Source organism: Streptomyces sp. NPDC006997 (assembly GCF_040635175.1).
In the GTDB taxonomy this organism is placed as follows: domain Bacteria; phylum Actinomycetota; class Actinomycetes; order Streptomycetales; family Streptomycetaceae; genus Streptomyces.
Window position 1 is genome coordinate 37869 of record NZ_JBEYHH010000007.1, and the last position, 12203, is coordinate 50071.

Consider the following 12203-nt stretch of genomic DNA (forward strand, 5'->3'; position numbering starts at 1 on the left):
TTCCTACCCGAGGGGGTGGGGCGGCAAACTGTGGACTTCTGCCCCGCGGCGACAGTATTGATTTTTCATCCATCGCCTCCGCACTGCCGTAACTCCGTTGTCGCTATTTTTCTGCGGCCGTCAGAAACGCGCGATCATTTCGGCATACGAATCCCTTCTCCGGTGGCTTCCGGGCTGCCCGACGCGCCGGGTACGACCGGTGCGATCGGTGCGGCGGGCGGTGACGACCGGCGCGCGGGCGCCTGCCGAGTCCAGTCGTGGTTCCAGTCGAGCCACATGTCCCGCAGCGTCCTGCGGGCCTGCGAGGCGCCGTCGCGCAGCTCGCCCGCGTAGACCTGGACCGCCTCCTTGCCCACCATCCGGGCGCCGCCGCTGAGATAGGCGCCGCGCACGTGCCCCGGCGAGCGGAACCTGCCCCACAGCAGGAGTTTCGTCAGCGGCCAGAGGGTGAACGACTTCGCCGGGCAGCGGTTCTCGGGGTCGAGCGTGCCCCACACCGCGGGGGACAGCTCGCTGTCCCGCAGCGCCTCGAAGATCCGCGCGACGGCCTGGTCCTTGGTCAGCTCGCCCTTGCTGTAGGCCAGCATGGCGTCCCGCGAGCGGTTGAACATCCGCTCCACCCACGGGTTGTCCACGCCCTGGAGCCCTCGGTACGGCGGTGTCTCCAGGGCGTCGAAACTGGCAGGGTCCCGGGACTTCTCGTACGTCACGGCCGCCTGGTTCTGGGAGTTGGTGCCGTACAGCGTGGTGAGCGTCCACACCCGGACCCAGGCGTTCCACAACTCGAAGTCGCCGAAGGCGAGATAGCTGCACGACACCAGGTCGTCGTAGAACCGGAACATGCGCTTGATCCAGTGCTCCAGGTACTCGAAGCGGGCGGTGCCGAAGTCGTCCCTGCGCACGGCGTCGATCAGCCGGTGGCTGAGGGCGTTGAGGGACATCACCGTGACCGCGAGCCCGCTGGAGAAGAGCGGGTCGATGAAGTCGCTGGCGTGCGGCAGCAGGCACCACCGGTCGCCGACCACCGACCGGGAGGAGAACTGGGTGCGGTCGGTGGCGACGTACGGCCGTACCGAGCGCGCCTGCTCGAACTGCCGTGCCACGCTGGGGAACCGGCGGACGTGCTGCCAGAACTCGTCCTCGGCGGAGACCCCCTCCTGGCGCGGATAGCGGTCGAGGTCGAGGTTGACGCCGACGCTGCACAGCTCGCTGGTGCTGTCGGCGTGGTTGTCGAAGGGGATGACCCAGAACCAGCCGCCCGGGAACAGGTGGTGCAGCGTGCCCTGGCTGAACGGGCTGGGCATCTTGTGCTGTTGGCGCGGCGGCGCGACGGTGTCGAAGGGGCGCACGTTCACCATGTGGGTGAAGATGGTGCGCGACCGGGTGCGGTACGGCGGCTCCTGCCTGAGCCCGAGCCGCTCGGGCAGCACGGCCCGCATTCCCCCCGCGTCGACCAGGTACGACGCCTGGAAGGTGCCCTTCTCCCGGGTGACGAGGGTGACGCCGTCGTCGTCGAACTTGACGTCGTCGACCAGGGTGTGGGTGTGCGCGGTCACCCCGTAGGAGACCGCGACGTGGAACATGTACGCGTCGACGTCCTGGCGCAGGTAGTGCGAGTCCGGGCCCAGCGGCGGTCCCCACGTGGGGTACTGGGTGCACTCCGTGGGCCGGGTCGACTCGCCCTCCCGGTGGTAGATGAAACTGAAGTTCCGCTTGATCCCGCAGTTCGACGACACATGGCGGCGCACCGCCCCGTGGGTCGCCAGGTGTTCGAGCTCCGGGACGTCGTAGCGGCGGGCCAGGACCCGCAGTCCGAAGGTGGTCTCGGGGACGGTGGACTCGCCGATGGCGAACCGGGGATGGCCGCTTCCCTCCAGAAGCAGCACCCGGACGCCGTGGCGGGCGAGGATCGCCCCGAGCATGGTCCCGCCGATGCCTCCTCCGACGATGGCGACATCGAACACACGCGGGTCCTCTTGGTGCATGTCTGCGGTCCTTTCGCTACGGGAGATGCGAGGTGCTGAACCGGGGTTCAGCGGGCCGGGCGCCCACGGCGGCCCGCACCGGGCGGCAGTCGGTCCGGCAGGGCGCCGCGCAGCCCGCTGACGGCCACCCGGGCGGAGAACGAGACGGCGAACAACGGGGTCGGCGCCAGCGCGGCCAACCGCCGCCGCTCACCCGGCACCTCGCCGCCCCCGCGCCCCACGACGTCCAGCCAGGCGGCGAAGTGCAGCAGCCGCGCCTCGGGACCGGCGTCCCGCGCGGGGAACGGCCGCATGTGCTCGCGCACGGCCCGGGTCAGCGCCCCGCGCCGCCGCTCGGCCACGCCGTGCCCGACGAGGAACCGGTCGAGCAGCGCGGCGGACCGGGTCGGGAACCCGCCACGCACGCGTGGCGCGCCCCGGGTGAGCCCGGTGTCGTGGAACGCGGCGGCGACCAGCAGCCCGGTCCGGTCGCAGCCGGTGCCCCGGGCCCGCGCGCAGGCGTCGGCCAGCAGGAACGTACGCAGTGAGTGCACGGCGACGCGCGGGGGCAGCAGCCGGTGCATCGTCAACAGGGCCTCGTCCACGATCGGCTGACCCAGCAGCCTGGCCAGTGGCGGCTGCGCGAGCAGCGGCTGCCAGGCGTCCGGCAGCACCTCCGGCGGCACAGTGGCCATGCCCACTCCCTTGTGTACGCGCTTTGCTGGTTGTGTCCGTCTCATCTCTCTTTACGCTCCGGAATCCGTTCCCCCTCTCCTGGTCACTGGCCGCCGCCACCTTGGCCGGTCTTCGCCCGTGCAGGCGGGCGCCGTTGTGCTGCCCGGACGTCAAGCTGGCGTGTGTGGGGGGAAGTTCACGCGACCTGGACCGACGCTTATCGGCCACTCCGGCACGGTGCCGGGCGCCGAACCACCGTGCGCGGTACGGGAGATCAGCCCCGCTCCCCGAGGGCGTGCGGACGTGAACCCGCGGCGGGCGGCGGCACGGGGGGCGCCGGTCGCGCCGGAGTGCGCTCGCCCTCCCCTTTCGAGGGAGTTCCGGCGACGTCCCCGCCGGGCAGCCACCTCTGCGTGATCGCTGTACTGAACGTCCATGAACGCGCCCTGCCCGTGCCCCCGGAACGGGTCGGCGCCCTGCTCGACACCCTGGGGAGCGGAGAGGACCGGCTCTGGCCGACCGAATGGCCGCCGGTCCGCTTCGACGGTCCGCTGGCCGTGGGCGCCACCGGCGGACACGGTCCGGTGCGCTACACGGTGACGCACCACGTGCCCGGCCGGTGGGTGCGCTTCCGGTTCACCGGCCGCGGCGGGTTCTACGGCTTCCACGAGTTCGCCGTCGAGGACGTCGGGGCCGACCGCGCGGTGCTGCGCAACACCATGGTGCTGCGGCCGAGAGGGGTGCGCTGGCTGGGCTGGCTGCTGTTCTTCCGCCCGATGCACAACGCGGCCTTCGCGCAGTGCCTGGACCGCGCCGAGCTGGCACTCACCGGCGCGGTGGCGAGACCGGTGCGGTGGGGATGGTACGTACGGCTGCTGCGGCGCCTGTCGGCCTGTGCCGTACCGCGCTGGTACACGACGCCGTACTCCGGCTCATGAGTCCCGCGGGACCGCGACCGGGGGAGGGGCGGTGCGGATCGTGGTGTCGGGGAGGGCCCGGTGAGGCCGTAACACAGGGAAAGCGACCCGGATCCGCGGCTGTGTCCGCGCGGCGCGGCCGAGTCTCAGAGAGGAGAGCGCCATGACCCTCCCCCAGCCCTCGAAGCTCCCGGACGCCCCCAAGGTCCCCGGACTCCCCGACGTCCCCGGCCCCAACTCCGGCAACATCCTCACCGACGTCACCGAAGCCCCCCACCGGCTGCACGCCCTCGCCCAGGCCGGTGCCGCCCAGACCATCGCCGTCGTCGACGTGGACGGCGGCCCGGACGACTGGGACAAGCCGCTGACCGAGGAGCACCCGCGCCCGGTGGTCCTGGTGCACGGCACCTTCGGCAACCGCGGCTACACCTGGACCTCCGCCACCCCGCTGCTGCGGGACAACGGCTACCGGGTCTTCCGCCTCGACTACGGCAAGCACCTCAACCCGGTCATCTTCGGGCTCGGCGACATCAAGCAGTCGGCCCGGCAGCTCTCCGACTTCGTCGACGAGGTGCTCTCCCGCACCGGCGCCGAGAAGGTCGACCTGGTCGGCTTCTCGCAGGGCGGGATGATGCCGCGCTGGTTCGTCGGCGCCCTCGGCGGCGCGTCCAAGGTGCACAACTACGTCGGCATCTCGCCCAGCCACCACGGCGTCACCGCCCAGGGTCTGATGAACCTCGCGCGCCAGATCCCGCTGGCGAAGGAGGTGCTGGAGCAGGGCGCGGTCGGACAGGTCATCCCGGCCTGGCCGCAGCTCCAGCACGACCACGACTTCCAGCGGGAACTCGCCGACCTCGGCGAGACGGTGGAGGGCGTCCGCTACACCGTCATCGCCACCCGGTACGACGACGTGGTCACTCCGTACGAGTCGTGCGCGCTCACCCTGACCGAGGGGCACCACATCAACAACATCGTCCTCCAGGACATCGACCCCGAGGACCACACGCCGCACGTGAGTATGCCGTACAACCAGACCGTGCTGAAGGAGGTCCTCAAGGCCCTGGCCGACTGAGGCGGTGCCGGGCCCGCGGCTGGGCCGCCGCCGGGGTGCGTCAGCGGCTGCCGTCCAGCAGGACGCGCGCGACCAGCGCCGGGTCGTCGTTCATGGGCACGTGGCCGCAGCCGGGCAGCCGTACCAGCCGGGCGCGCGGGATGACGTACTTGGCCCGGACGCCCTGCCGGGGCACCAGCAGCCGATCCCGGCTGCCCCACGCCACGGTGACCGGGATGCCGGTGACGTCGTCGGTGAACCGGACCTCCCGTCCGGACCGCAGGGTCTCGGCGAAACGCTCCGCGCGGGCCAGCGCGCGGGTCTCGGCGACCACGGCCGCGGGCGAACGGCGGGCCGGACGGGCGTAGATGGTGCTGGTCAGCAGCGTCCGGCCGACCGCCGACCGGGAGAGCCGCTCGACCAGCGGCGGCGGCGTCCGCCGGGCGACCTGCCGCATCGACAGCAGCAGCCCGAACGCGTACCGCCGCTCGGCCTGCGACCAGAACCCGGCCGGGGACAGCGCGGTCACCGACCGGGCCAGCCCGGCACGGCCGAGTTCCAGGGCCAGCAGACCGCCCAGCGAGTTGCCCGCCACGTGGGGGCGTTCCAGCCCCAGCGCCTCGCAGAGCGCCGCGAGGACCCCGCTCATGGTGGGCAGGTCGTGCGCCATCGTCCGCGGCAGCGGCGCGGACGCCCCGAAGCCCGGCAGGTCGACGGCGACCACCTCCCGCTCGGCCGCCAGGACGGGTATCACCGGGTCCCACGCCTGCCGGTGGTGGCCTATGCCGTGCATCAGGAGCAGGGGTGCGCCGCGGCCGGTGCGCGCGTACGCGAGGGTGACGCTCTGCGGTCCGTGTGGCGTGGGCACCTTGAAGGTGACGGTGGCGGACATGGGGCTCCTCGGCAGGGATGGGCTGAAGTGGCGTAGACAGACTGTCAGCGATTGCTACCGGCGGGTAGCCCCAGGTCCCGGACGTGTCCCTGTGCCAACGTTGTATGAACGCTCGGCGGCGTACCCCCCGTGCCGCCCGCGAAGTCCCCGCCACGCCCTGATGATTGGTCTTGACCAAGGGTGAGGGCCGCCCTATGGTCGCAGATAAGTACAACAACCTTTAATAAACAAGGGCGCTAAACGCCGCCGGGTCACGGCGATTGCGGAGGTAAGGGTGGGGACCACGCAGCTGGAATCGGTGCCGGAACCGAAGTACTGGCATCTCAAGACCGTGCTCAGTGAGGCATTGGACTCCGAGTTCACCGTGGGCGAGATCCTGCCCAACGAGCGCGACCTCGCCGCCCGCTTCGGCGTCGCCCGTGCCACGCTCCGCCAGGCCCTGGAACAGCTCGAACTGGAAGGCAGGCTCCAGCGCCGCCGCGGTGTCGGCACGACCGTCGCCCCGCCGCGCATGGGCGTCGCCGTCGGACCCGGGCAGCGCGCCTGGCCGGGGATGCCGGGCGACGACTGGCAGCCCGCCGACTGCGCCCTCGCCGTGCCGCCCGCGGCCGTCGCCGCCGCGCTGGAGACCGGCGAGGAGGCCGTCCACACCGTCCGCAGCACCCGTACGACCCACGGCCAGGCCGTCGCCGCCGAACTGCTGTACGTCCCCCAGGCGTCCGTGCCCGCCCTGTCCGCGATCGACGCCCCCTCCGGACCGGCACGCGCGCGTGCGGTGCTGCGCGAGTTGCAGCGCCTGCGGCCGGAGGGCCACGACAGCGCCGTGGAGCTGGGCTCGGCCCGCGCCGACGACGCCAAGGAACTCGACCGGCTCCCCGGCGCGCCCGTCCTCGTGGTCACCACCCGCTACCTCGCCGGGGGCCGCACCGCCGCGCTGTCCGTCGCCACCTACCGCGCGGACACCTGCCGACTCACCTTCGGGGACACCGGGTGCGTGCAGATCGAGGACGGTCCGGAGCGGCGGGCTTCCTGAGACGTCCCGCTGCCTTCAGCGGCGGGCGTCCTGAGCGCACCCGGGCCGGAGCCGGGGCCGGTCACCGGCGTGCCGTCACCGTGCCCTCCACCGCGAAGAGCTGCTCCTCCACGTGGTCCAGGGCCAGGCGCAGGGCGCCGGTGGCGACGGCCGCCTCGCCGAGCAGCGACAGGGTGACCTTGGGCGGGCGCAGGCAGTAGCGGGCGAGTTCCTGCCGCAGCGGCTCCAGCACACCGTCCAGACCGGCCGCCCAGCCGCCGACGACGACCAGCTCCGGATCCAGGGCGAGGACCAGCGCCGCCACGTCGTGCACCAGCCGCTGGATGAACCGGTCGACGGCCGCGCGGGCCCGCAGGTCGCCCTCCCGGGCCCGCGCGAAGACCCGCGCCACCTGCTGCTCGTCCAGCGGGTGCAGGGGCTCGTCCGTGGTGGACAGCAGCGTCTCCGGGGTCGCCTCGCGGCCCAGCAGGTGCAGCGCGCCGATCTCCCCGGCCGCCCCGCCGAACCCCCGGTGCAGCCGCCCGCCGATCAGCGACCCGGCGCCGGGGCTCAGCCCGGCCAGGACGAAGACCATGTCGTCGCAGTCCCGCGCGGACCCCTTCCAGTGCTCCGCGACGGCGGCGGCGTTCGCGTCGTTCTCCACCAGCACCGGGCACTTGAAGGACCGGCTCAGCCGCTCACCGAGACGCAGCCCCGTCCACCCCGGCAGCGCGGTGCCCAGCCGTACGGTGCCGTCCGCCTCGACGATCCCCGGCGTGGCGGCGCCCACCGCGCGCAGCGACCCGCGCGCCACCCCGGCCCGGCGCAGCAGCTCCGCGACCGCCGTGCGCAGCCGCTCCAGCCGCTCGTCGGCCGGTGCCGTCTCGTCGACGTCCTTGGCCTGCGCCCCCATGATCCGGCCGTCCAGATCCGAGAGGAGCGCGGCGACCCGGTGCGGGCCGATCTCCAGCCCCAGCAGATGACCTGCCTCCGCCCGGAACCTGAACCGCCGCGCGGGCCTGCCCTGCCGCCGCGCCGCGCCGTCCTCGGCCGCCGTCTCGACGACCAGCCCCGCCTCGATCAGCCCTTCCACGACGCCCTCGACGGTCGGCCGGGACAGCCCCGTCACGCGGGTGATCTCCGTCAGCGTCGCGCAGTCCGTGGCACGCAGCGCGTGCAGCACCACCGCGGAGTTGATCCTTCGCAGCAGCGAGGGATCCCCGCCGGTCAGCCGCCCCAACGTACCGTCCTCCCAGCTCGTGCGCGTGTTGGCCGGATCGTACTCGGCCCGCCGGGCCCCGGCGAGTGCCCCCCGCCCCCGAACGCACCGCCGCCCGACGGGAGCCGTCACGGGCCGCCGTCAGCCGGGGGAGACGAAGCCCGACTCGTACGCGGCGATCACCGCCTGGGTGCGGTCACGCGCCCCCAGCTTCGCCAGCACCGAGCTGACGTGGGTCTTGACCGTCTCCGTGCCCACCACCAGCCGCGCGGCGATCTCCGTGTTCGACAGGCCCCGCGTCATCAGCCGCAGCACCTCCGCCTCCCGCTCGGTCAGCCGGGCCCGCTCCAACGCCGCCCGCGCCGCGTGGTTCCCGCCGCCGTCGCCGTACTCGGCGGCCAGCTGCCGCACCGACGCCGGGAAGAGCAGCGACTCGCCCTCGGCGACCAGCCGCACGGCGTGCACGATCTCCGTCGGCCGGGCCCGCTTGAGCAGGAACCCGTCGGCACCGGCCCGCAGCGCCTCGTAGACGTACTCGTCCTTCTCGAACGTCGTCACGACCAGGATCCTCGGCGGCGCCTCGACCGTCCGCAGCACCGCGCGGGTGGCCTCGATGCCGTCCAGGAGCGGCATCCGTACGTCCATGGCGACCACGTCCGGCCGCAGCCGCCGCACCAGCGGGATCACCGCGGCCCCGTCGGCCGCCTCGCCGACCACCGTGAGGTCCGGCTCCGCCTCCAGGATGGCCCGCAGACCCGCGCGGACCAGCGGTTCGTCGTCGACGAGGAGTACGGTGACGGCCATCCGGCCAGCGTAGATCAGCCCAGCGGCAGCTCCACACGCACCCGCCAGTCACCCTCGTGCGGCCCGGTCCACGCCCGGCCGCCGAGCAGCGCCGCGCGCTCGCGTATCCCGCGCAGCCCGCTGCCCCGGCCCGGACCGGGTACCGCGGCGGCCAGGGGGTTGCGCACCTCCAGCGCGAGCCCGCCGTCCGAGACGCCGATCCGCACCCGGACCGGTACGGCACCCGCGTGCCGCAGCACGTTCGTCAGCGCCTCCTGGAGGATCCGGTAGCCCGCGTCGACGAGGTGCTGGCCGAGACGGGTCTCGCCGCCGCGGCCCGGCGCCGGGTGAAGACCTACTCCCTGGGAATGCGCCAGCGCCTCGGCGTCGCCGCCGCCCTCCTCGGCGACCCGCCCGTCGTCATGTTCGACGAGCCCTCCAACGGGCTGGACCCGGAGGGCATCGTCTGGATCCGCCATCTCCTGCGCCGCCTCGCCGCCGAGGGCCGTACGGTGCTGGTCTCCAGCCATCTGATGAACGAGACGGCCTCCTTCGCCGACCACCTGGTCGTCCTGGGCCGGGGCCGCCTCCTCGCGGACACGCCCCTGCGGGAGTTCATCGACGCGCGCGTGCGGCCCGGGGTCCGGGTGCGCACGTCGGACCCCGACGGCCTGCGGCAGGCCCTCGCCCGCCACGGTCACCAGGCCGTGCCGGGCGACGACGGCGCCTGGACCGTGTCCCCCGCGCGCGTGGCGGACATCGGCCGTCTCGCCGCCCACGCGGGCGTGCCGCTGCTGGAACTCACCACCGAGGAGGCCACGTTGGAGCGGGCCTACCTCGACCTGACCGCGGCCGAGACGGAGTTCACCGCCCAGCCCCACCGCCAGGAGACCTGACCGTGCCCCTCACCCCCGTACTACACGCCGAACTGCTGAAGATCCGCACCCTGCGGTCGCTGTACGGCGCCCTGTTCGCGCTGCTCGCCGTCTCCACGGCGTTCTCCGCCCTCGCCGGGACCTCCGGGACATCTGACCCGGACTTCGACCCGCTGTTCACGGCGGTCTCGGGAGTGCTGCCCGGCCAGATCGCGGTGATGGCCTTCGGGACCACGGCCGTCTCCTCCGAGTTCCACTCCGGCGGACTGCGGCTGTCGCTCGCGGCGGTCCCACGGCGCGGCCGGTGGTTCGCGGCCAAGCTGACCGCGGTCGCCCTACCGGCGCTGCTCACCGGCCTGCTCACGGCGGGCGCAGCGCTGCTGGCCGCGCGGGCCGGACTCGGTGACGCGGCGGCCGGGCTCACCCTCGGCGAGCAACTGCGCGGTGTCGTCGGCTGCGGCATCTACCTGACGCTGATGGCGCTGCTCGCGGCGGGGCTCACCGCCTGGCTGCGCAGCGGGATCGCGGCACTGGGCATCCTGGTCCCGCTGGTGCTGATCGTGTCCTTCGTCATCGGGGACTCGGCGGGCACGGCGGCCGACTTCCTGCCGGACCGCGCGGGTCAGGTGGTCCTGCACGAGACCTGGGACGGCACCCTCGGCCCGTGGACCGGACTCGCCGTGACCGCCCTGTGGACGGCGGCGGTGACCGCGGCGGGCGCGTGGAGCGTGTGGCGCCGGGACGCCTGACCTGCCCCGACCCTGACGCCCCGCCAATTGTCAGTGGCGGCGGGTTTACTGGACCGCATGAACATCGCACGGTGCCTGGAGGCGATCGACCGGCTGTGCTCCCGCCCCTTCCCGGCGGAGCACGGCTGGTCGGACGTGGGCAGGGGAGGGCCCGGGTACTGGCTGGCGGAACTGGCGGCCGGTGCGGCGGACATGGGGGAGCACACGGCGGACGACGTCGAGGCGTACCGCGAGGGCATAGCCCAGCGGCTGGACGCCCGCTGGGGGGCCGCGCCGCCCTGGGGGACGGTGACCCTGCGGGTGCGCGGCGAGCGGGGCGAGGAGATACCCGAGCCGTGGGCGACCGTCAGCGTCCTGGTGGACGAGGTGTCCCTCTGGCAGGACACCGGCACGGGCCGCTGGATCGCCCTCGGCGTCACGGACCGGGGCGACACGGAGGCGCCCCGCCTGCTGACCGTGGTCACGGACACGGACCCGCCGTGAGCCCGGCGGGCTACGCCTCGGCGGCCTCCCGCAGCCGTCCGAACTCCTCGGCCATCGTCGCCGCCGTCCAGTGCGCGTTCAGCCCGCTCAAAGCTTTGGAGACTATGCCCAACATAGTATAATTAGGGCATAGTAGATGAAAGCGGACATAAACTCCATAATCGTTGGCCCGTACGCCCGTATCTCGGATACGGATGAGGAGCGTGCTCCCGGTCTTGACCGGCAGCTTCGCACTGTACTGCCACTCATCGAAACGCGCGGTGGTACAGCAACACGCGAGTACATCGACAACGACAAGTCCGCATACAAGCCAGAGGTCATCCGTGACGAAGGATTTGAACCCTGGCTTCAAGACTTCACCGCCGGTAGGAATGATGGCATTGCCGGTTGGGATCTCGACCGCATCTTCCGTCAGCCCTCCGACCTTGAACGTGTAATCAAGGCGTACTGCCACGCGTACTTCAAAGAGGGTCGTGTAAAGCCAGTTCTCTGGCTCCCCTCGATGAGCATCGACCTGACGGACGAAGACGGCCAGATGGTCGCTCGCATGTTGGTGAACATCGCCAACCACTCCAGCGCGAAGACTGTAAAGCGCGTGACCAACTTCTACCGGGATGAGGCGCTGAAGGGGAAGGTCTTCAGCAACTACCCGGCGTTCTACCGCAACAAAGACGGTTCGATCAACGAGGACAGGGCCACCATCACGCATAAGGCCATCGCGAATGTGTTCGCTGGCATCCGGCCCACAGCCATTGCGGAGGAGTGGCGCAGCAAGGGCATTACGACTGCCCGGGGCGGTCGAGTCACTGGCGAAACCGTTCGCCGTATCTTGATCGCGCCCGGCATCGCTGGCCTGGCTGTGTACAAGAAAGAAGTACTTCTCGATGAAGACGGTCGGTACATCAAGCGACACGACGGCGGCCTGATAGACGTCCCGACCTGGGAAGCGCTGTGTGAACTTCTCAAGTCAAAGCCTGACCGCCGTCGACCTACCCGGGCGCTTCTGAGTCGCGTCCTACGGTGTGGTCGCTGTGGTTCAAAGCTGGTACGTGCTCCCAAGGGCGACCGGTACTTCACGTACAACTGTCAGTCCAAAGATGCGGGCGGGTGCGCGGGACTCGGCATCTCAGGCCCGCGACTGGATCAGCAGATCACTAATCTGGTGCTTTCGTACCTAGACCAGCCGATCGAAACACCTGAGTCCGAAAGCGCTCCTGATACAGCACGCCTTGGCGAGGTGACTGCGAAAATCGCTGAACTCATGGCGGCGTACCGAGCTGGTGAGATGTCAGGTTCCATTGTGTTTCCGTCAATCAAGGAGCTTGAGGACGAACAGAAAAAGCTGCGCTCTCAGGTAGCGCAGCACACGCGGAAAGCGAAGCAAGTCACCTCGGCCGCCGAAGAGTGGCCCACGCTTGCACTTGACCGGAAGCAAGCGATACTTGAAGAACTCTTTGAGGCAATCGTCATCGCACCAGCCGAAGGCGTGCGCGAGAAGGGTCGCCAGACGACATACAACGAGAATCGCGTGACGGTTGTGTGGCGTCAGCCGATTACAAGTTGACGCACCTTTGCTAAACGGC

At 71.5% G+C, this 12203-nt stretch carries 11 protein-coding genes and 3 pseudogenes; 7 read left to right on the forward strand and 7 right to left on the reverse strand.

Annotation, left to right across the window (positions count from 1 at the left end; genetic code table 11):
- Positions 1-134: 134 nt before the first annotated feature.
- Both ABZ659_RS08915 and ABZ659_RS08920 read right to left on the reverse strand, forming a co-directional pair.
- The gene (locus ABZ659_RS08915) at positions 135-1964 is read right to left on the reverse strand and encodes a tryptophan 7-halogenase (protein WP_360215187.1); all 1830 of its coding nucleotides are present in this window, start codon (positions 1962-1964) and stop codon (positions 135-137) included.
- Between the two features lie 68 nt (positions 1965-2032).
- Positions 2033-2659 carry an HD domain-containing protein gene (locus tag ABZ659_RS08920; protein ID WP_360215190.1) on the reverse strand — a complete coding sequence of 209 codons (627 nt, stop codon included), beginning with the start codon at positions 2657-2659 and terminating at the stop codon, positions 2033-2035.
- A gap of 396 nt (positions 2660-3055) precedes the next feature.
- Here ABZ659_RS08920 and ABZ659_RS08925 point away from each other — a divergent pair, with 396 nt between their 5' ends.
- Together ABZ659_RS08925 and ABZ659_RS08930 are read left to right on the forward strand one after the other, a co-directional pair.
- Positions 3056-3577 carry an SRPBCC family protein gene (locus ABZ659_RS08925; protein ID WP_360215718.1) on the forward strand — a complete coding sequence of 174 codons (522 nt, stop codon included), beginning with the start codon at positions 3056-3058 and terminating at the stop codon, positions 3575-3577.
- Between the two features lie 142 nt (positions 3578-3719).
- Positions 3720-4628: an alpha/beta fold hydrolase gene (locus ABZ659_RS08930; protein ID WP_360215193.1), complete on the forward strand. Its 909-nt coding sequence runs from the start codon at positions 3720-3722 to the stop codon at positions 4626-4628.
- 40 nt (positions 4629-4668) lie between these two features.
- Here ABZ659_RS08930 and ABZ659_RS08935 read toward each other — a convergent pair whose 3' ends face one another.
- On the reverse strand, positions 4669-5499 hold the full coding sequence (locus tag ABZ659_RS08935) for an alpha/beta fold hydrolase (RefSeq protein ID WP_360215196.1): 831 nt from the start codon (positions 5497-5499) through the stop codon (positions 4669-4671).
- A gap of 274 nt (positions 5500-5773) precedes the next feature.
- Here ABZ659_RS08935 and ABZ659_RS08940 point away from each other — a divergent pair, with 274 nt between their 5' ends.
- A complete protein-coding gene (locus ABZ659_RS08940; RefSeq protein ID WP_360215199.1) occupies positions 5774-6532 on the forward strand; it encodes a GntR family transcriptional regulator in 759 nt (252 codons plus the stop codon).
- A 61-nt stretch (positions 6533-6593) separates the two neighbouring features.
- Here the strand turns inward: ABZ659_RS08940 and ABZ659_RS08945 are convergent, their stop codons facing one another.
- The 3 genes and pseudogenes from ABZ659_RS08945 to ABZ659_RS08955 form a co-directional block, all read right to left on the reverse strand.
- On the reverse strand, positions 6594-7751 hold the full coding sequence (locus ABZ659_RS08945) for an ROK family transcriptional regulator (RefSeq protein WP_360215202.1): 1158 nt from the start codon (positions 7749-7751) through the stop codon (positions 6594-6596).
- 120 nt (positions 7752-7871) lie between these two features.
- The gene (locus tag ABZ659_RS08950; protein ID WP_360215205.1) at positions 7872-8534 is read right to left on the reverse strand and encodes a response regulator transcription factor; all 663 of its coding nucleotides are present in this window, start codon (positions 8532-8534) and stop codon (positions 7872-7874) included.
- Between the two features lie 14 nt (positions 8535-8548).
- Positions 8549-8806: pseudogene (locus ABZ659_RS08955) on the reverse strand (ATP-binding protein); the annotation flags it as partial.
- Here ABZ659_RS08955 and ABZ659_RS08960 point away from each other — a divergent pair.
- From ABZ659_RS08960 to ABZ659_RS08970, 3 genes and pseudogenes are all read left to right on the forward strand, one after another.
- Positions 8807-9409 (forward strand): annotated as a pseudogene (locus ABZ659_RS08960) (AAA family ATPase); the annotation flags it as partial. It lies immediately after the preceding pseudogene.
- Between the two features lie 2 nt (positions 9410-9411).
- Positions 9412-10137, forward strand: a complete 726-nt coding sequence (locus tag ABZ659_RS08965; protein ID WP_360215208.1) for an ABC transporter permease — start codon at positions 9412-9414, stop codon at positions 10135-10137.
- 57 nt (positions 10138-10194) lie between these two features.
- Positions 10195-10620, forward strand: a complete 426-nt coding sequence (locus ABZ659_RS08970; protein WP_360215211.1) for a hypothetical protein — start codon at positions 10195-10197, stop codon at positions 10618-10620.
- Between the two features lie 10 nt (positions 10621-10630).
- Here the strand turns inward: ABZ659_RS08970 and ABZ659_RS08975 are convergent.
- Positions 10631-10708, reverse strand: a pseudogene (locus ABZ659_RS08975) (mismatch-specific DNA-glycosylase); the annotation flags it as partial.
- 48 nt (positions 10709-10756) lie between these two features.
- On the opposite strand from ABZ659_RS08975, the gene ABZ659_RS08980 reads away from it, so the two are divergent.
- Positions 10757-12184 carry a recombinase family protein gene (locus tag ABZ659_RS08980; protein WP_360215214.1) on the forward strand — a complete coding sequence of 476 codons (1428 nt, stop codon included), beginning with the start codon at positions 10757-10759 and terminating at the stop codon, positions 12182-12184.
- The last annotated feature ends 19 nt before the right edge of the window (positions 12185-12203 follow it).

Excerpts from the sequence above, each read along its gene's own strand:
- ABZ659_RS08920 (WP_360215190.1), bottom strand. The coding sequence starts at position 2,659 with ATGGCCACTGTGCCGCCGGAGGTGCTGCCGGACGCCTGGCAGCCGCTG.
- ABZ659_RS08950 (WP_360215205.1), bottom strand. The coding sequence starts at position 8,534 with ATGGCCGTCACCGTACTCCTCGTCGACGACGAACCGCTGGTCCGCGCG.
- ABZ659_RS08935 (WP_360215196.1), bottom strand. The coding sequence starts at position 5,499 with ATGTCCGCCACCGTCACCTTCAAGGTGCCCACGCCACACGGACCGCAG.
- ABZ659_RS08930 (WP_360215193.1), top strand. The coding sequence starts at position 3,720 with ATGACCCTCCCCCAGCCCTCGAAGCTCCCGGACGCCCCCAAGGTCCCC.
- ABZ659_RS08970 (WP_360215211.1), top strand. The coding sequence starts at position 10,195 with ATGAACATCGCACGGTGCCTGGAGGCGATCGACCGGCTGTGCTCCCGC.
- ABZ659_RS08980 (WP_360215214.1), top strand. The coding sequence starts at position 10,757 with ATGAAAGCGGACATAAACTCCATAATCGTTGGCCCGTACGCCCGTATC.